Below are 17863 nucleotides of genomic sequence, written 5' to 3' on the forward strand. Positions count from 1 at the left end.
AAAATAGAGGCTAATTGACACTATTGGCCGCTGCCGTGTGCTGCGGCTTTGTGTAATCTCATTTGTCAGATGCCTTTCACAGCGTGTGCCTCCCTCTGCAAAGGACTTCAGCATGCGGCCACTGCTTTGCGCGTTGGGATTGTTGGGCGTGATGCTGACAGCATCTGCCCAGGGCCAGGACAAGTTGCGGCTGGTGGCCGACAACTGGCCACCGTTCACCGACAGCGCCATGCCGGGCGGCGGCCTGGCCACCAGCCTGGTCACTACCGCGCTGACCCGCGCCGGGTATGCCAGCGGCTACGAGGAAGTGCCCTGGGCGCGGGCCCTGATGGGCGTCGGCGAAGGGCGCTACGATGTGCTGATCAATACTTGGTACAACGACTCCCGCGCCCAGATCGGCCAGTTTTCCAAGGGCTACCTGAGCAACCGTATCCGCCTGCTCAAACGCAAGGGCGACAGCTTCCGCTACCAGCGCCAGGCCGACTTGTACCCCTACAGCATTGCCGTTGTGCGCGACTATGCCTACTCACCCTCGTTCGATGGCGACAGCCGCTTGCACAAGGTACAGGTGCGCAACTTCTCCACTGCCGTGCGCATGCTCGCGGCAGGGCGGGTGAACCTGGCCGTGGAGGATGAGTATGTGGCGCGCTACAACCTGCAGCGCGAGCCGCAGCAAGTGCGCGATGGCGTGGCCTTGGTGGGGCCGCCGCTGGCGGAGAACACGCTGCATATCCTGGTGAGCTTGAAGCATCCCGAGCATCAGCAGATTGTCGAGCGGTTCGAGCAGGCCATTGCCGCAATGAAGGCTGATGGCAGCTATGCCAGGTTGCTGCGTCAGCATGGATTTTGATCTTTGGTGCCTGGGCTGGCCCTATCGCTGGCAAGCCAGCTCCTACAAAGATCTTCACAGCCCTCAAGCCCGATAGGGTACTTGTGTGAGCTGGCTTGCCAGCGATAGGGCCGGCCCAGGCGATACAGCACTCAGGCCGGTGAGCCCTCTTTGATCAGATGCGCCGCCAAGGTACGCAGCGGCCCCAACTGCCGGCAGATCAAGGCCAACTGCGTCTGCACCAGCCGTTGATGCTCATCCACCTCATCGGGCATCTGCTCCAAGGCGTTGGCCAGGGCTTCTTCGGCATCGCTGTGGATGGCTACCGGCAACCGCGCCGCCAGGCCATTGGCGATTTCGTCCAGGCTGTTGGCCAGGCTTTGCCCGGCGCCCTCGATCAATTGCTCCTGGACCTCGGCCGGCAAGGCACTGTCACGGTGTGCACCCAGCCCCGAGAGGTAGCTGAGCAATGTGTGCGACAGCACCAGGAAGCGAAAGCCGACATCGGCCTCCTTACGGAAATGCCCCGGCTCCATGAGCATGTTGGCCAGCGTGGTGGACAGCGCTGCATCGGCGTTGTGGGCGTTGCGCCGGGCCAGGCGGTAGGCGAGGTCGTCGCGTTTGCCGTGGGCATACTGCTGCATGATCTGGCGCAGGTACAGGCTGGCGCAAGTCAGGGTGTTGGCCAGTGCCTTGTTCAGGCGCCGGCCCTGCCAGTCGGGGAGGAACAGGAACACCGCAAGGATGGCGATCAGACTGCCCACCAGGGTATCGAACAGGCGCGGCAGGAACAGGCCATAACCATCGCCGATCTGGTTGAAGCAGAACAGCACCATCAGCGTGATTGCCGCTGTGGCCAGGGTGTAGCGGGTGGTGCGATTGACGAAGAACACCACCCCGGCAACCACGGCGAACAACGATTGGATGACCGGGTTGGGAAACAGGTCGAACAGCGCCCAGCCCACGGTCAGGCCGATGGCCGTGCCGAAAATCCGCTGCACCAGCTTGCGTCGGGTAGCACCGTAGTTTGGCTGGCAGACGAACAGCGTGGTGAGGATGATCCAGTAGCCCTGGGTCGGGTGGATCAGGTGCACCATGCCGTAACCGATCGACAGCGCCAGCGGCAGGCGCAGGGCGTGGCGGAACAGCAGCGAAGTCGGTGTCAGCTGGGTGCGCAGGCGGGTCCAGACGTCCTTGAGGTTGCGTGGCGAGCGGTCGAGCAGGCTGCTATCGCTGGCGTCGGCCAGGCTGTCCGGGTTGCTGGCGGCGCCGAGCAGGCGATCAAGCGTGGCCAGGTTGGCCGCCAGTGCGCGCAGCGAGCGCAGCAGGCCGCGCCAGGCGGGGTTGTTCTGGTTGCGCAGGTGCTCCAGGGAGGCATTGAGGTCTTCGAGGGTGTCGGCAAAGCGGCTGTCGAGCACGAACGGCTGGCGCAGCCGTATTGAACGGGCCAGGTCCTGGCAGGCCGAGCCTTGATGGCGCAGCAGGCGCTGGCAGCGGAACATCACATCGCTATGGAAGAACGCATCGGCCAGGGCATTGTAGGGGTAGTGCGAGGCGCTGACGCGCTCATGGATATCCTGGGCCAGAAAGTACAGTTTCAGGTAGCGGCTGACCTTGGAATTGGGCTGGCTGTTGCCGACCCGGTGCAGGATGATTTCCTTGGCCGCGTTGAGCGCAGCCACCACCTTGCCATTCTGCTGGGCAAGTTCCAGGCGCCGGGCTTCCAGGTCATGGTTGCGCACGGGCTCGAACAGGTTGGCCTTCAACTTGAGGTAGCGCCCCAGTTCGAAGAACAGCTTGGCCAGGCTCTGCTGCACCGGCTGGTTGGAGAACAGCGCCTGCCACAGTACCGACAGCAGGCCGTACCAGGCCGCGCCGGCAACCAGCAGCAGGGGTTCGTGCCAGAAGTCGGTCACCTGGCCGCCGCGCTGGTCGACCCCGATCATGGTGTACACCGCAGTGATCAGCGTCGCCGAGGCGATGGCGCCGTATCGTTCGCCCAGGGCGCCCAGCATGGTCAGGCCGAAAGCCGCAAGGGCCAGGGCGATGGCGAATATCCAGGGGTAGGGGAACAGCAACTCGACGGCGAGGGCGGCAATGGCAAAGCAGACCAGTGTCACTGCCAGGGCGCTGAGGCGGCCTTGCCAACTGTCGTCGGTCTCGGCCAGGGCACTGGCGATGATGCCGAGGAACAGTGGAATCAGCAGGCCCATCTCGTTCTGGTACCAGCACATGGCCAGGCTGCCGGTGAGGGCAATGGTCACCCGGATGCTGTAGCTGAACTTGTCTTGGCCCCACAAACGACGCAGTGACTGACGAAACGAGCTCGATGACATGATGGCCTTGGGCAGTGATCGAATGAATGCATTGCCGCACGGACCAGCAAGAAGCGTTCCGTGCTGCTGAATGGATTCTACTCTACACGAACTGCGCCGCGGCGTTGGCCGATGCCCAGGCCCACTGGAAATTGAAACCGCCCAAATGGCCTGTGACATCCAGCACTTCACCGATGAAGTACAGCCCCGGGCTTTTCAGCGATTCCATGGTCTTGGACGACACTTCACGGGTATCGACGCCGCCCAGGGTCACCTCGGCGGTGCGATAGCCTTCGGTGCCGGCCGGTACCACCTGCCAGGCTGCCAGCTTGTCGGCGATCTGGGCCAGCTCCGCCGGGGTGTACTGCTTCATCGGCTTGGACTCGAACCACTGCTCGGCCAGCAGGTTGGCCAGCTTGCGGGTGAACACCTCGCCCAATACCGTCTTGAGCTCGGCGTTGGCGCGTTCGCTCTGCTGCTGTTGCAGCCAGGTCAGTGCATCGCGATCGGGCAGCAGGTTGATCTCGACGGTGTCGCCGGCTTCCCAGAACGAAGAGATCTGCAGGATCGCCGGGCCACTCAGGCCGCGGTGGGTGAACAGCAGGTTTTCGCGGAAGCTGGTGCCGTTGCAACTGGCCGTGCAATCCAGCGAAGTACCCGATAGCTCGGTGCACAGTGCCTTGAGTTGGGGCTCGGTGATAGTGAACGGCACCAGGCCGGCGCGGGTCGGCAGCAGGGTATGGCCGAACTGGCGGGCCACTTGGTAGCCAAAGCCGGTCGCACCCAGTGTGGGAATCGACAGGCCGCCGGTGGCGATCACCAGCGACTGGCAGGCGAACTGTCCGGCGCTGGTTTGCAGCAGGTAGCCATTTTCGACCTTCTCGATGTGCTGAATGCTGGTTTCCATGCGCAGTTCTGCACCGGCATCGTCGCACTCGGCCAACAGCATGTTGAGGATGTCGCTCGCCTTGTTGTCGCAGAACAGCTGGCCGAGCTTCTTCTCGTGGTAGGGAACACCGTGCTTGGCCACCAGCTCGATGAAGTCCCATTGGGTGTAGCGGGCCAGGGCCGATTTGCAGAAGTGCGCGTTCTGCGACAGGAAGTTGGCCGGCTCGGTGTACATGTTGGTGAAGTTGCAGCGCCCGCCGCCGGACATGAGGATCTTCTTGCCGGGCTTGTTGGCGTGGTCGAGCAGCAGCACCCGGCGGCCACGGCGGGCGCTGAGCTGGGCGCACATCAGGCCGGCGGCGCCGGCGCCGAGGATGATCACGTCGGTGGTGTCCACGGTAAACCTCTTGGTAACAGGGGCCGCTGTGCTGCCCAATCGCCGGCAAGCCGGCTCCCACAAAGAGCAACGCAAGTCTCCTGTGGGAGCCGGCTCGCCGGCGATGGGCTGCAAAGCAGCCCCAAGAATCGTCAGATAATGCGGACTTTCAGGGCACGGCCCTTGATCTTGCCGCTGTTCAGCCGCTGCATGGCCTGTTTGGCCAATGCCCGCTCTACCGCAACAAACGCCTGGAAGTCGAAAATGGCAATCTTGCCCACCTGCTTGCCAGGAATGCCGGCATCACCGGTCAGCGCACCCAGGATGTCACCCGGACGCAGCTTGTCCTTGCGCCCTGCGGCAATGCAAAGGGTGGTCATCACTGGCAACAACGGCTCGCCACCCTTGCTCTTCAGGCTGTCCAACTGGTCCCAGCGCAGCGGGCTCTTCTGCAGCGCTTCGATGGCCTGGGCGCGATGGCCTTCAGCCGGCGCCACCAGGCTGACGGCGATACCCTTCTCGCCAGCGCGACCGGTACGGCCGACGCGGTGCACGTGGATCTCCGCATCACGCGCCAGCTCCACGTTGATGACCATGTCCAGGCCATCGATGTCCAGGCCGCGGGCGGCCACGTCGGTGGCCACCAGCACCGAGCTGCTGCGGTTGGCGAACATGGTCAGCACCTGGTCGCGGTCGCGCTGCTCCAGGTCGCCATGCAGGGCCTGGGCGACGATGCCTTTGGCGGTCAGGTGGGCCACCACGTCCTCGCACTGCTGCTTGGTGAAGCAGAACGCCACGCACGACTGCGGGCGGTAGTGGCCGAGCACGCGGGTCACGGCCTCCAGGCGGTGTTGCGCATCGATCTCGATGAAACGCTGCTCGATCTGGTTGTCGGCGTGCAGGCTCTCGACCTTCACTTGCTGCGGCTTGCGCATGAAGTCGGCAGCCAGCTGCTCGATACCGGCCGGATAGGTGGCCGAGAACAGCAGGGTCTGGCGACGCGACGGGGTCTTGCCGATGATGGCGGCGATGGCGTCGAAGAAACCCATGTCGAGCATGCGGTCGGCTTCGTCGAGCACCAGCGTGTTGAGCCCGTCGAGCACCAAGGTGCCTTTGTCCAGGTGCTGCTGGATGCGGCCTGGGGTGCCGACGATGATGTGCGCACCGTGTTCCAGCGAGGCGATCTGCGGGCCCAGCGAGACACCACCACAGAGGGTGAGGATCTTGATGTTGTCCTCGGCGCGGGCCAGGCGGCGCAGCTCCTTGGCCACCTGGTCGGCGAGCTCGCGGGTCGGGCACAGCACCAGCGCCTGGCAACCGAAGTAGCGCGGGTTGATCGGGTTGAGCAGGCCGATGCCGAAGGCGGCGGTCTTGCCGCTGCCGGTCTTGGCCTGGGCGATCAGGTCCTGGCCCTTGAGGATGACGGGCAGGCTCTGGGCCTGGATGGGCGTCATCGAGGCATAGCCGAGGGCGTCCAGGTTGGCCAGCATGGCGGCGGACAGCGGCAAGGTAGCAAAGGCGGTGGATTCGGTGGTCACGAGGCGGGCCTGCGGTGCGAAGCGAAAAATGCCGCACAGTCTACCAGCCCCATGGCCATTCGCCCTACGATTCCACGTGTTGTTCCGGACGACGGGCACGCCTTCCGTCCGTCGGGGCCAGTTGCAGGAATATTGCCGCGGCCAGCATGGCCATGATGCCGATGGTCACGAAGGTCAGCTGGAAGGCTTGCAGGGTGGTTTCCACGCCTTCTGCGCTGCCGGCTGCCGTGAAGCCGCCGAGCAACGCACCGGCGCAGGCCACGCCAAGGCTCAGCGACAGCTGCGCCACCACCGACAGCAGGCTGTTGCCGCTGCTGGCGGAGGAGTCGTCGAGGTCGATCAGGGTCACCGTGTTCATGGCGGTGAACTGCATCGAGTTGACCGCGCCCAGCAGGCCCAGTTGCACCAGCAGCAGGGCATAGGGCGTCTGTTCGTCGACCAGCCCGAGGCTGGCCAGCAGCAAGCCGAGCAACAGCGTATTGCCGGTGAGCACGATGCGATAGCCGAGGCGTTCGATCAGCGAGCGGGCGACGGACTTGGCGAGCATCGCCGCCGCCGCCAGCGGGATCATGCTCATCCCGGCCTGGGACGGCGAATAGCCCAGCGCCACCTGCAGCAGCAACGGCACCAGGAACGGCAGGGCGCCACTGCCCAGGCGCGCGAACAGGTTGCCGAGGATGCCGATGGCGAAGGTGCGCACGCGGAACAGGCTGGGCGCGAACAGCGGCTCAGGATCACGCCCGGCGCGCAGCCAGTAGGCGGCCAGGCAGGCCATGCCGGCGAACAGCAACAGCATCACCCGCAAGTGCGGCAGGTGCAGCTCGCCCAGCCCCTCCATGGCGATGGTGATCAGCACCATCGCCGCGCCGAACAGGATGAAGCCCGGGCCGTCGAAGGTGGTGCGTTCGGCGCCGCGCAGGTCGGGGATGAACTTCCAGACGGCATAGCAGCCCAGCGCGCCGACGGGCAAATTGAGCAGGAAGATCCAGTGCCAGCTGAGGATTTCCACCAGCCAGCCGCCCAGGGTCGGGCCGAGCAGCGGGCCGAGCAGGCCGGGGATGGTGATGAAGCTCATGATCCGTACCAGTTCGGTGCGCGGATAGGCCCGCAGCACCACCAGTCGCCCGACCGGCAGCATCAAAGCGCCGCCCAGGCCCTGCACGACGCGGGCGAAAATCAGGAAACCGAGGCTGTTGGCCATGGCGCACAGCAGGGAACCGAAGCTGAACAGGAGGATGGCGCTGAAGAAGATGCGCTTGGTACCGAAACGGTCGGCGATCCAGCCCGAAGCGGGGATCAGCAGGGCTACGGTGAGCATGTAGGCGATGATCACGCCCTGCATGCGCAGCGGGTCTTCTTCGAGGGAGCGGGCCATGGCCGGCAGGGCGGTGTTGAGGATGGTGCCGTCCAGGGACTGCATGAAGAAAGCAATCGCCACCACCCAAGGGATCCAGCGGGCGGTGATGGGGTCCAGCGGGGTGCGTTCGGGCATGGCGTCCTCTTCCGTCAGTACCTGCCTCATCGCCGGCAAGCCGGCTCCCACAGCGCCCGCGGTGAAGCTGAACCTGTGGGAGCCGGCTTGCCGGCGATGAGGCCCGAATGGCCAATCACAAAGTCAGGGTCAGCCCTTTGACCAACGCCCCCGGCAAATGACTCGACCCGGTACTGCGCTGCCCATAGGTGCTGGTCGACAGAATCATCTCCCGCTCGCGGGTCAGGTCTTCCAGTTGGTTGCCCAGCAGGCTGTACAAACTGTCATCGAAACGCATGGTGCTGACCGGCCCCTGAATCTGGCCGTTCTCCACCCAGAAGGTGGCAAAGCGGGTCAGGCCGGTCATGCGCGCCGCTGGCAGGTCCGAGTAGTTCAGGTACCACAGGTTGCTGATGTACAGCCCAGTGCCAAGCCGTTCGAGAATCTGCTCGCTGGCCAGCCCGCCAGGGGCCAGGCTCAGTGCGCAGGGCGACTCGTAGCTGTCGGCGCCATTGCTCAGCAATTCGAACTCGACCGCACTGCGAGCACTGACCAACTTGTCCACCGCTCGCCCCTGGCTGATCAGTGAAACATCCAGGCGTGGCGAACCCTCATCGGAAAACGCGGGGCTCAGCGAGCCGCTGACCTGCTCGCTGAAGCTGACCAGCGGGCTCAGCCGCGCATCGCCGTTGTACAAGCGCTGCAGAGCGCTGTTGCCAGTGGCCAGCGCCTGGGCCGAGAAACCGCCCCAGCACAGCATGCCGGCGATCTCGTCCATGGCCGCCGGTGCCAGGTAGGCGCGGTAGCTGCCGGGCTTGAGGGTGATCGCCGGGCGGCCGAGGAAGCCGAGTTGTTCACGGGCCTGGCGCAGGCGCGTGGTGAAATCGTCGGCGTTCCACACCTGCCCGGCATAGTTTGCCTTCACCGCCTGGCCATTGCTGTGGAACAGACTCCAGTCGAAGTTGAAGCTGTTGGCCTGGTGCCAGCCAAAGGCGCCGAAGGAGCTGGCAAAGCCGCGGCAGATCGGCCCGGCGGCATAGATACCCACCAGATCCAGGTCACCGGCTTCGCGGTCGAGCAGGGCCAGGACTTCACTCAGGTCCGGCAGCGCCTGGCTTTGCAGGCTGTGGCTGTGGCTGTGCCAGTCGTTCTCGTCCAGGCGCAGGTAAGGGTCTACCGCCAGCAGCGGCAGGGTCTGACGCAGTTGCTGCAACGCCTCGCCCAAGCGTTGGCGGTCCAGCTGCGCATCATCGCTCAAGGTCACCTGGTGTTCTGCCTGGCGCCCGTCGCGGATCAGCCGCAGTTGTGCACTGGCCTGGCTCACGGTGCCGGCCTGGCGCACCTTGGCGTGGTTGAAACGCACGAACTGCGACTGTTCGGCGCTGTAGCCGAGGGTGAACTGTTCGCCTGGCTGCAGTGCCTCACGCAGCACGCTGACCAGGCCTTCGAATGTTTGCTGTGGTGTCATCAGGCGTCTCCCCCGAATACGTCAATCTGGCGGAACACGCAGGCCGGCGAGGCATGGCCGACGCGCACCACCTGGTTGGGTTCGCCCTTGCCGCAGTTGGGCGTGCCCAGTACCTGGAAAGTGCTGTGGTCGCCGACCGCCGCCAGGTTGCGCCAGAACTGCGCGGAGATGCCGCGGTAATTGGGGTTCTTGACGATGCCCTTGAGCTCGCCGTTTTCGATCAGTTGCCCCCATTCGCAACCGAACTGGAACTTGTTGCGCGCATCGTCGATGGACCAGGAGCGGTTGGTGCGCATCAGGATGCCGTGCTCGATGCCAGCGATCAGCTGCTGCAGCGACTGGTCGCCGGGCTCGATGTTGAGGTTGGCCATGCGGTCGATCGGTGCGCGGTTCCAGCCGCAGGCGCGGCTGTTGGCCACGCCGTCGAGGCCGGAACGGAACTGCGACAGGGCACCGCCCAGCGGGCGCAGCAGCAGGCCGTCACGGATCAGGAACTGCTTGCTGGCCAGGGTGCCGTCATCGTCGTGGCTGTAGCTGGCCAGTTCTTCGCCGATGGTCGGGTCGAAAGTCACGTTGAGCAGCTTCGAGCCGTATTGCAGATGGCCGAAATCGCTGGCTTTGACGAAGCTGGTGCCGGCGTAGTTGCGCTCGTCGCCGAGGATGCGGTCCATTTCCAGTGGGTGGCCGATGGACTCGTGGATCTGCAGCATCATCTGGTCGGGCATCAGCAGCAGGTCGCGCGTGCCGCTTGGGGTATTGGGCGCCAGCAGCAGTTGCAGGGCCTCGTCGGCGATGTGGCGGCCGGCGCCGACCAGGCCGCAGCGCTCGATGATCTCGAAACCGCCCTGCTGGCCGAAGTTGTCCCGGCCCAGGCTGCGGCTCTGGCTGTCCTGGCCGTCGCTGGCGGTCACGCCCAGGCCCGGGAACAGGAAGCGCTGGGCATGGCGCAGCTCGGCGCCGGCGGAGTTCAGGTAGGTCTGCTCGACCAGGCTCATGCCAAGGCTCGCCTGCCAATCCACCAGTCGGCTGTCCTTGGGGATGCTGGCCGATTCTGCGGCGAGCAGGCCAAGGCAATCGGCGAGGCTCGGCAGCGGCTGCTCGAAGTTGGGCGAGACATGGTCGTGACGGGCAGCGGTCACCGGTTGCTCGCGCAGGTCGAGCAGGCTGTGCCGGGCGATTTGTCGGGCCAAGTTTTCGGCGTGCTCCAGGGCGCGTTGCAGGCCTTGCTGGGACAGATCGGCGGTGGCCGCATAGGCCTCGACGCCATTGACCCGCACGGTGAGCATGGCGCCTTCGTCCTGGCTGAACAGCGGCGGCTCGGCGACGTTGCGCCGAACCGAAAGTGACTGGTGCGACTGTTTTACGTGGCGCAGGGAAAACAATTCGGCCGTGCTGCGCAGCGCGTTGAAGCGCTGGCGCAGCAGGGCGCTGGAATCGAACATGGAAAAGCCTCCGTGTACACGGTGGCTCCCCCTAGAACCACCCCTCTTGCATGGCGAGGCAGGTGTCGTCGCGTGCCTCGAGCAATGCCAGCTCATTATGGCAGCCCGGTACTTCCCAGGTCAGGAAATAACGGGCGGCCTGCAACTTGCCCCGGTAGAAGTCACGGTCCGCAGCATTGCCCTTGAGCAGACCGAGCTCGGCGTGGATGGCCTGCTCCAGCCAGCGCCAGCCGACCACGCAATGGCCGAAGGCCTTGAGGTACAGCGCGGAGTTGGCCAGGGCACCGGCGACCTTGCCTTGCGCCAGGTCGCCGAGCAGCGCCAGGGTCACCGCCTGCAGGCGATTGACCAGTTGCTCCAGCGGCTGGCGCAAGGCGTCGAGGTTCGGATGGTGGCTGGCGCGCTCGGCGGTGCCGGCGATCAGCCGGATCAGCTGCTTGAGGCCGGCACCGTTGTTCTGCGCCAGCTTGCGACCGAGCAGGTCGAGCGATTGGATGCCTTCGGTGCCCTCGTGGATCGGGTTCAGGCGGTTGTCGCGGTAGTACTGCTCCACCGGGTATTCGCGGGTGTAGCCATGGCCGCCGAGGATCTGGATGGCCAGCTCGTTGGCCTTGAGGCAGAACGCCGAGGGCCATGACTTGACGATCGGGGTCAGCAGGTCGAGCAACTCCTTGGCCTGTTGCCGAGCGCTTTCGTCGGCAGCGGTGTGGGTATCGTCGAACAGGCGCGCAGCGTACAAGCCCAGGTCGAACGCGCCTTCCACATAGGCCTTCTGCGCCAGCAGCATGCGCTTCACGTCGGTGTGCTCGATGATCGGCACGGCCGGGCTGTGCGGGTCCTTGCTGTCCGGCAGGCGGCCTTGCGGGCGCTGGCGGGCATACTCCAGCGAGTACAGGTAGCCGGCGTAACCGAGCATCACCGCACCCATGCCGACGCCGATGCGCGCTTCGTTCATCATCTGGAACATGCAGGCCAGGCCCTGGTGCGGCTGGCCTACCAGATAGCCGACGCACTCGCCGTTGTCGCCGAAGTTCAGTGCGGTAGAGGTGGTGCCGCGCCAGCCCATCTTGTGGAACAGGCCGGCCAGCAGCACATCGTTGCGCGGGCCGCGGCTGCCGTCCTGGTTGACCAGGTACTTGGGCACGATGAACAGCGAAATGCCCTTCACACCGGCAGGTGCGTCCGGCAGCTTGGCCAGCACCATGTGCACGATGTTTTCCGACAGTTCGTGATCGCCGCCGGAGATGAAGATCTTGTTGCCCTTGAGCCGGTAGCTGCCGTCGCCGGCGGGTTCGGCGCGGGTGCGGATGTCGGCCAGCGACGAGCCTGCATGGGGCTCGGTCAGTGCCATGGTGCCGAAGTAGCGGCCTTCGATCATCGGTTGCAGGAACAGGCGTTTCTGCTCATCGCTGCCGAATGTCTCGATCAGGTTTGCCGCGCCCATGGTCAGGAACGGGTAGGCCGTGGTGCCGGCGTTGGCCGCCTGGAAGTGGGCGAAGCAGGCTTGCGAGACCAGGCTGGGCAGTTGCATGCCGCCGACTTCGAAGTCGCGGTTGGCGTTGAGGAAGCCCGCTTCGAGGAAGGCGTCGACGGCGGGTTTCACCTCGGGGATCAGCTCGGCGCGGCCGTCGACATAGCGCGGCTCGTTCTCGTCGGCCTTGCGGTTGTGCGGGGCGAAGAACTTCTCGGCGATGGTGCGGGCGGTGGTCAGCGCGGCATCGAAGGTCTCGCGGCTGTGCTCGGCGAAGCGCGGGCGCTGGGTCAGGGCTTCGGCGTCGAGGACTTCGTAGAGCTCGAAGGCGAGGTTGCGGGGGCTGAGCAGGGTCTCGGGCATGGGAGCGGTCCTAGGGCGGGCTTGGGCCGAGTCTAGGGTTTGGGGCGGGAAGGGAACAGGTTAATTGGTGTGGGTGATATGGGTTTAGAAGGTGGAGAAGGAGATCGGGGAGTGAGCAGGGTGTTGCGAATTATGTGCAAATTGTAGGATTTTCCTCCTTGCTTGTAGTCCATTTCCCAAACATAGTTCCAACCCCTTCAAGTCATTGCGATGTTCTGGGTGGCGCTCTAGTCTCGGGCGGTCGTTGCATATCAGCGACCGGCTTTGACAGGCCGCTCTGAACGAACTGCATGGTTTCGCCTTTTATGGCGGCTGTGTGTGGGGCACCTCGTGTGCGCCGGTTTTGGTTCTGTTCACCGGTCTGTCAACCCATGCACAGCTGCCACCCTATTGTTTGACAGCATGCGGTGGTGGTCCTTTTTCTCGAACAGGACAAATACCATGCTCAAGATCGTTCCCGATCCACCTCACAACCATCATTCCCTCGAAGACACCCTCATCCAGGCCACAGAGTACGCGCAGTGCGCACAGACCGTGGTGCACCAGGCCATGCTGCTGCAGCCCAGGTCACCGGCGTCGCTTCTGATGATGGCCTCCATGCATGAACTCGAAGCGCTGCGGGTGTTGCTCGAGTCGGCGTTGATCCAGGCGCAGATGCCGGCGGAGCCGCGAGCGCTGCACTAGGCAGGTCCGCCCCTATCGCCAGCAAGCTGGCTCCTACAGGTATGGTGCTGTGCTACTGCCTGTAGGAGCCGGCTTGCCGGCGATAGGGCCAGACCTGCCAGTAGAGAACTCATCGGAAGGCGAGCGAGAGTTTTCTCGATCTTCCGCAGTTCATCAATACGGAAAGAAAGACTCAGCAGCATTATGTGGAGGCTGACGATCACTGAGGCATTTCCGGTGCGTCCTAGTGCTGTCAATGAGATCTAAGAATTTAAGAAAGGATAACTCCATAAATGCCGGTATTTAACACAAGGCGTTCCACGCTGTTGTTCTGGAGTGCTATGGATGCTTTCTATATTTGCTTTGTGTTGTTTGGCAGCCTGCGCCGAGGTGCGATACCGCTTTGGACCGACCTGAATGACGCGCTCACCAACATGAGGAATTGGGGAGGTGGTCTGGAGGTGATGATATGGCTCGGCCTTGCCATACAGCTTTCTGTGGTGGTTAGCTGTGTGCTGTTTTACAGGGGTGGCAGGTCAGCTATCTACTTTGCAGCTGTGCAAATTCCATTTCGAGCGTTATTTATTGTTCCGTCCGTATCCATTTTGTTGATGGTGCCGACTTTGGTTGCTGGCCTGAGTAACTGGGTGTGGGCATGCCTGTTAGTGGCTTCAGAGTTCGCCAAGGCATTGAGCTTGTGGTGGTTGCGTCGTGGTGGGATGAAGCACTGACGGCTCGCCACGACCTTTGTGGTGGTCATGAGATCGAGCGCCGCCCGCGCGGCGCATCGCGGCTAAAGCCGCTCCTACATTTGTTGCAACGTGCCGCGGTCTTCAGGCCATGGTTGTCCGCCTTTTTGCGCCCGCCGAAGAATGGCGTCGTACCCACAAGGCAAGCAACCATGGCCTATCAGGCATAGGCACATTGCAACAAATGTAGGAGCGGATTCATCCGCGATGCGCCGCGCGGGCGGCGCTCGATCTCATAGGCGCTGCAACTCCCAAGACAGGCTCCCGCAGCCAACACAAAAAAAGGAGAGCCTAAGCTCTCCTTCTTCTTCAACCATTAGCCATCAGCCAATAGTCATCAGGCTGGCGTTCCCCCCCGCCGCAGCGGTATTCACGCTCACCGCCCGCTCGATCACCAACCGCTCCAATGCAATCTGATGATCGCCACTGGACAGCCCGTGTACACCCACGATCGCCCCGGCACGCTTGGCCACCTGCTGGCATACGCCGCGCAGCTGGTCCGAGTCGCCATGGTGGATCACGGCGTCGAACGCCACTTCATCCTTGTTCCAGTCCGCCACCAGCTTGACCTTGGCCTGCAGCTCCTTCGGCAGGCGAGCGCGCAGGGCTTTGCCCGGCTCTGCATCGGCCCACACCGCCGAGCTGCCGACGGCCAGCACGGCTGCGAACTGTGCCAGCAGGTCAGCCTCGTTGTCGGCCAGGCACAGCACGTGTTCGCGCGGCAGGATGGTGTAGCTGTTGCGCTCACCGGTAGGGCCTGGCAGCAGACGGGCGATGCCGCTCTGCGACTGGCCGGCGAACTGGCTGCACAGCGCGGCCAGGTCAGCTTGCTGGTTGCTCTCGGCCCAGGCCTTGAGGCTGTGCAGCGGCTTGATCAGTTGCTCGTGCAGGGTGCGGTCCGGCTTGCCTTCGCCGTCCTGATGCTGGAAGTGACGGCCAATCGCGTCGGCCGGGCGGGTCGACAGCAGGCGGTACAGGTACAGCGGGCCACCGGCTTTCGGGCCGGTGCCGGACAGGCCTTCACCACCGAACGGCTGCACGCCCACCACCGCACCGACGATGTTGCGGTTGACGTACATGTTGCCGGCGTTGGCGGTTTCCACGACCTTGGCGATGGTCTCGTCGATGCGGGTGTGCACGCCGAGGGTCAGGCCATAGCCGGAATTGTTGATCTGCTCGATCAGCTGGTCGAGGTTGCGGCGGTTGTAGCGCACCACGTGCAGCACCGGGCCGAAGATCTCGCGCTTGAGCTCGTCGAAGCTTTCCAGCTCGATCAGGGTCGGCATGACGAAGGTACCGCGCTTGACTTCGGCAGCATCGGCGATGGCTACCTGGTAGACCGAGCGGCCTTTCTCGCGCATAGCTTGGATGTGCTTCTCGATGCCGGCCTTGGCCTCGGCGTCGATCACCGGGCCGATGTCCACGGCCAGGCGGTCCGGGTTGCCCAGGCGGCTTTCGGCCATGGCCCCCTTGAGCATTTCGATCACGCGGTCGGCGGAGTCTTCCTGCAGGCACAGTACACGCAGGGCCGAGCAACGCTGGCCGGCACTGTCGAAGGCCGAGGACACCACGTCGATCACCACCTGCTCGGTCAGTGCCGAGGAGTCGACGATCATCGCGTTCTGGCCGCCGGTTTCGGCGATCAGCGGGATCGGGCGGCCCTGGTTGTCCAGGCGGCCGGCGACATTGCGCTGCAGCAGGCGGGCCACTTCGGTGGAGCCGGTGAACATCACGCCCTTCACGCGCTCGTCGCCGACCAGGCCGGCACCGACGGTTTCGCCGCGGCCTGGCAGCAGTTGCAGGACGCCTTCCGGGATGCCCGCTTCGAGCAGCAGGCGCACGGCCTGGGCGGCGATCAGCGGGGTCTGCTCGGCCGGCTTGGCCAGTACCGGGTTACCGGCGGCCAGTGCTGCGGCCACCTGGCCGCTGAAGATCGCCAGCGGGAAGTTCCACGGGCTGATGCACACCACCGGGCCCAGCGGGCGGTGGGCGTCGTTGCTGAAGTCGTTGCGTGCCTGCACCGCGTAGTAGCGCAGGAAGTCCACGGCCTCGCGCACTTCGGCGATGGCGTTGGCGAAGGTCTTGCCCGCCTCGCGGATGAGCAGGCCCATCAGCGGCTGGATCTCGGCTTCCATCAGGTCGGCGGTGCGCTCCAGAATCGCGGCGCGCTCGGCTGGCGGGGTGGCCTGCCAGATCGGTGCGGCATTCAGTGCGCACTGGATGGCGTTGTCGACGTCGGCGACGGTGGCTTCCTGGACATGGCCAACCACGTCACGGTGATCGGCCGGGTTCAGCACCGGTGCGCCAGCGCCTTCGCTGGCGGCGCAGGCCAGCAGCGGGGCGGCTTTCCAGTCGTTGTGGGCGGTTGCCAGCATGGCGCAGGACAGCGACGCCAGGCGGTGTTCGTTGGCCATGTCGATACCGGCCGAGTTGGCCCGCTCGCTGCCGTACAGGTCGCGCGGCAGTGGGATGCGCGGGTGCGGCAGGCCGATGCTGCCTTCCTGTGTCCCCATGCGCTCGATGCTGACGACCGGGTCGGCAACCAGTTCCTGGATGGAAATCGAGTGGTCAGCAATGCGGTTGACGAACGAGGTGTTGGCGCCGTTCTCCAGCAGGCGGCGGACCAGGTAGGCCAGCAGGGTTTCGTGGGTGCCGACCGGTGCGTACACACGGCACGGACGGTTCAGCTTGCCTTCGGAGACCTTGCCCACGACTTGTTCGTACAGCGGCTCACCCATGCCGTGCAGGCATTGGAACTCGTACTGGCCTGGGTAATAGTTCTGGCCGGCGATGTGGTAGATGGCCGACAGGGTGTGGGCGTTGTGCGTGGCGAACTGCGGGTAGATGGCTTCTGGTACCGCCAGCAGTTTGCGTGCACAGGCGACGTAGGAAACGTCGGTGTATACCTTGCGGGTATAGACCGGATAGCCTTCCAGGCCTTCGACCTGGGCGCGCTTGATCTCGCTGTCCCAGTAGGCGCCCTTCACCAGGCGGATCATCAGGCGGTGGCGGCTGCGCTTGGCCAGGTCGATGACGTAGTCGATCACATACGGGCAGCGCTTCTGGTAGGCCTGGATGACGAAGCCGATACCGTTCCAGCCGGCCAGCGACGGCTCGAAGCACAGGCGCTCGAGCAGGTCGAGGGACAGCTCCAGGCGATCGGCTTCCTCGGCGTCGATGTTCAGGCCGATGTCGTACTGCTTGGCCAGCAGGGTCAGCGACAGCAGGCGCGGGTACAGCTCTTCCATCACGCGCTCGTACTGGGCGCGGCTGTAGCGCGGGTGCAGGGCCGACAGCTTGATGGAGATGCCCGGGCCTTCATAGATGCCACGGCCGTGGGAGGCCTTGCCGATCGAGTGGATCGCCTGCTCGTAGGAGGCCAGGTACTTCTGCGCATCGTGCTCAGTCAGCGCGGCTTCACCGAGCATATCGTAGGAATAACGGAAGCCCTTGGATTCGAAGCGGCTGGCGTTGGCCAGGGCTTCGGCGATGGTTTCGCCGGTGACGAACTGCTCGCCCATCAGGCGCATGGCCATGTCGACGCCCTTGCGGATCATCGGCTCGCCGCTCTTGCCGATGATGCGGGTGAGCGAGGAGGTGAGGCCGGATTCGTTGTGCGTGGAGACCAGCTTGCCGGTCAGCAGCAGGCCCCAGGTGGCGGCGTTGACGAACAGCGATGGGCTGTTGCCCAGGTGCGGCTGCCAGTTGCCGGTGCTGATCTTGTCGCGGATCAGGGCATCACGGGTGCCTTTGTCGGGGATGCGCAGCAGGGCTTCGGCCAGGCACATCAGGGCGACGCCCTCCTGGGACGACAGCGAGAATTCCTGCAGCAGGCCCTGAACGATACCGGCACGGCCACCGGCGCTCTTCTGGTTACGCAGTTTTTCGGCGAGGCCTGCGGCCATCTTGTTGGTGGCTTCTGCCAGCGGTGCGCTCAGGCGTGCCTGCTCCAGCAGCATAGGCACCACTTCCTGCTCGGGGCGGCGGTAGGCGGCGGTGATGGCCGAACGCAGCACCGACTGCGGCAGGATGCTTTCGGCAAACTCCAGGAAGCACTGGTGGCTGTGGTCTGGCTGCACTTCACCAGCATCGTCGGCGACGCTGTTGGCTTGACCGTTGAGTTCGGTCAGGGTGGCACCACCCTCGAGCTTCTCCAGGTAATTGAAGATCGCTTGCTTGATCAACCAGTGCGGCGTGCGGTCGATGGACTGCGCAGCGGCCTTTAGTCGCTCACGGGTCGGGTCGTCAAGTTTGACCCCCAGGGTGGTCGTCGCCATTTCTTATCCTCGT

At 64.4% G+C, this 17863-nt stretch carries 11 protein-coding genes; 3 read left to right on the top strand and 8 right to left on the bottom strand.

Annotated features, from left to right (window positions below; translation table 11 throughout):
• Positions 1 to 112: 112 nt before the first annotated feature.
• Entirely contained in the window at positions 113 to 850 is a 738-nt protein-coding gene (locus KU43P_RS02260; protein ID WP_317660869.1) for a substrate-binding periplasmic protein, read from the top strand.
• Positions 851 to 981: 131 nt separating this feature from the next.
• On the opposite strand, the gene yccS is transcribed toward KU43P_RS02260, so the two are convergent.
• The 7 genes from yccS to KU43P_RS02295 all read right to left on the bottom strand — a co-directional run bounded on the left by yccS (position 982) and on the right by KU43P_RS02295 (position 12161).
• A complete protein-coding gene (gene yccS / locus KU43P_RS02265) occupies positions 982 to 3165 on the bottom strand; it encodes a YccS family putative transporter (protein WP_317660870.1) in 2184 nt (727 codons plus the stop codon).
• A gap of 82 nt (positions 3166 to 3247) precedes the next feature.
• Entirely contained in the window at positions 3248 to 4429 is a 1182-nt protein-coding gene (locus tag KU43P_RS02270; protein WP_317660871.1) for an NAD(P)/FAD-dependent oxidoreductase, read from the bottom strand.
• Positions 4430 to 4560: 131 nt separating this feature from the next.
• Positions 4561 to 5898: an ATP-dependent RNA helicase DbpA gene (dbpA, locus tag KU43P_RS02275; RefSeq protein WP_317663709.1), complete on the bottom strand. Its 1338-nt coding sequence runs from the start codon at positions 5896 to 5898 to the stop codon at positions 4561 to 4563.
• Between the two features lie 112 nt (positions 5899 to 6010).
• Positions 6011 to 7438 carry a multidrug transporter subunit MdtD gene (gene mdtD, locus KU43P_RS02280; protein ID WP_317660872.1) on the bottom strand — a complete coding sequence of 476 codons (1428 nt, stop codon included), beginning with the start codon at positions 7436 to 7438 and terminating at the stop codon, positions 6011 to 6013.
• Positions 7439 to 7553: 115 nt separating this feature from the next.
• On the bottom strand, positions 7554 to 8885 hold the full coding sequence (locus tag KU43P_RS02285; protein ID WP_317660873.1) for a TldD/PmbA family protein: 1332 nt from the start codon (positions 8883 to 8885) through the stop codon (positions 7554 to 7556).
• Complete coding sequence (locus KU43P_RS02290) at positions 8885 to 10327, bottom strand: TldD/PmbA family protein (RefSeq protein ID WP_317660875.1); 1443 nt, start codon at positions 10325 to 10327, stop codon at positions 8885 to 8887. The genes KU43P_RS02285 and KU43P_RS02290 overlap by 1 nt, the downstream gene beginning before the upstream one ends.
• A 31-nt stretch (positions 10328 to 10358) precedes the next feature.
• Positions 10359 to 12161 (bottom strand): acyl-CoA dehydrogenase, encoded by a 1803-nt coding sequence (locus KU43P_RS02295; RefSeq protein ID WP_317660876.1) that lies wholly within the window; start codon positions 12159 to 12161, stop codon positions 10359 to 10361.
• A 441-nt stretch (positions 12162 to 12602) separates the two neighbouring features.
• On the opposite strand from KU43P_RS02295, the gene KU43P_RS02300 reads away from it, so the two are divergent.
• The gene (locus KU43P_RS02300; RefSeq protein WP_317660877.1) at positions 12603 to 12845 is read left to right on the top strand and encodes a hypothetical protein; all 243 of its coding nucleotides are present in this window, start codon (positions 12603 to 12605) and stop codon (positions 12843 to 12845) included.
• Between the two features lie 272 nt (positions 12846 to 13117).
• Positions 13118 to 13555, top strand: a complete 438-nt coding sequence (locus tag KU43P_RS02305; RefSeq protein ID WP_317660878.1) for a hypothetical protein — start codon at positions 13118 to 13120, stop codon at positions 13553 to 13555.
• A 341-nt stretch (positions 13556 to 13896) separates the two neighbouring features.
• Here the strand turns inward: KU43P_RS02305 and putA are convergent, their stop codons facing one another.
• Positions 13897 to 17850 carry a trifunctional transcriptional regulator/proline dehydrogenase/L-glutamate gamma-semialdehyde dehydrogenase gene (gene putA, locus KU43P_RS02310; RefSeq protein WP_317660879.1) on the bottom strand — a complete coding sequence of 1318 codons (3954 nt, stop codon included), beginning with the start codon at positions 17848 to 17850 and terminating at the stop codon, positions 13897 to 13899.
• Positions 17851 to 17863 lie beyond the last annotated feature (13 nt).

Source organism: Pseudomonas sp. KU43P, assembly GCF_033095865.1.
Lineage (GTDB): Bacteria > Pseudomonadota > Gammaproteobacteria > Pseudomonadales > Pseudomonadaceae > Aquipseudomonas.

What these genes read in the sequence shown, in the direction of transcription:
- KU43P_RS02260 (WP_317660869.1), top strand. Translation starts at nt 113, where the DNA reads ATGCGGCCACTGCTTTGCGCGTTGGGATTGTTGGGCGTGATGCTGACA.
- yccS (WP_317660870.1), bottom strand. Translation starts at nt 3,165, where the DNA reads ATGTCATCGAGCTCGTTTCGTCAGTCACTGCGTCGTTTGTGGGGCCAA.
- dbpA (WP_317663709.1), bottom strand. Translation starts at nt 5,898, where the DNA reads ATGCTGGCCAACCTGGACGCCCTCGGCTATGCCTCGATGACGCCCATC.
- mdtD (WP_317660872.1), bottom strand. Translation starts at nt 7,438, where the DNA reads ATGCCCGAACGCACCCCGCTGGACCCCATCACCGCCCGCTGGATCCCT.
- KU43P_RS02285 (WP_317660873.1), bottom strand. Translation starts at nt 8,885, where the DNA reads ATGACACCACAGCAAACATTCGAAGGCCTGGTCAGCGTGCTGCGTGAG.
- KU43P_RS02290 (WP_317660875.1), bottom strand. Translation starts at nt 10,327, where the DNA reads ATGTTCGATTCCAGCGCCCTGCTGCGCCAGCGCTTCAACGCGCTGCGC.
- KU43P_RS02295 (WP_317660876.1), bottom strand. Translation starts at nt 12,161, where the DNA reads ATGCCCGAGACCCTGCTCAGCCCCCGCAACCTCGCCTTCGAGCTCTAC.
- KU43P_RS02300 (WP_317660877.1), top strand. Translation starts at nt 12,603, where the DNA reads ATGCTCAAGATCGTTCCCGATCCACCTCACAACCATCATTCCCTCGAA.
- KU43P_RS02305 (WP_317660878.1), top strand. Translation starts at nt 13,118, where the DNA reads ATGCCGGTATTTAACACAAGGCGTTCCACGCTGTTGTTCTGGAGTGCT.
- putA (WP_317660879.1), bottom strand. Translation starts at nt 17,850, where the DNA reads ATGGCGACGACCACCCTGGGGGTCAAACTTGACGACCCGACCCGTGAG.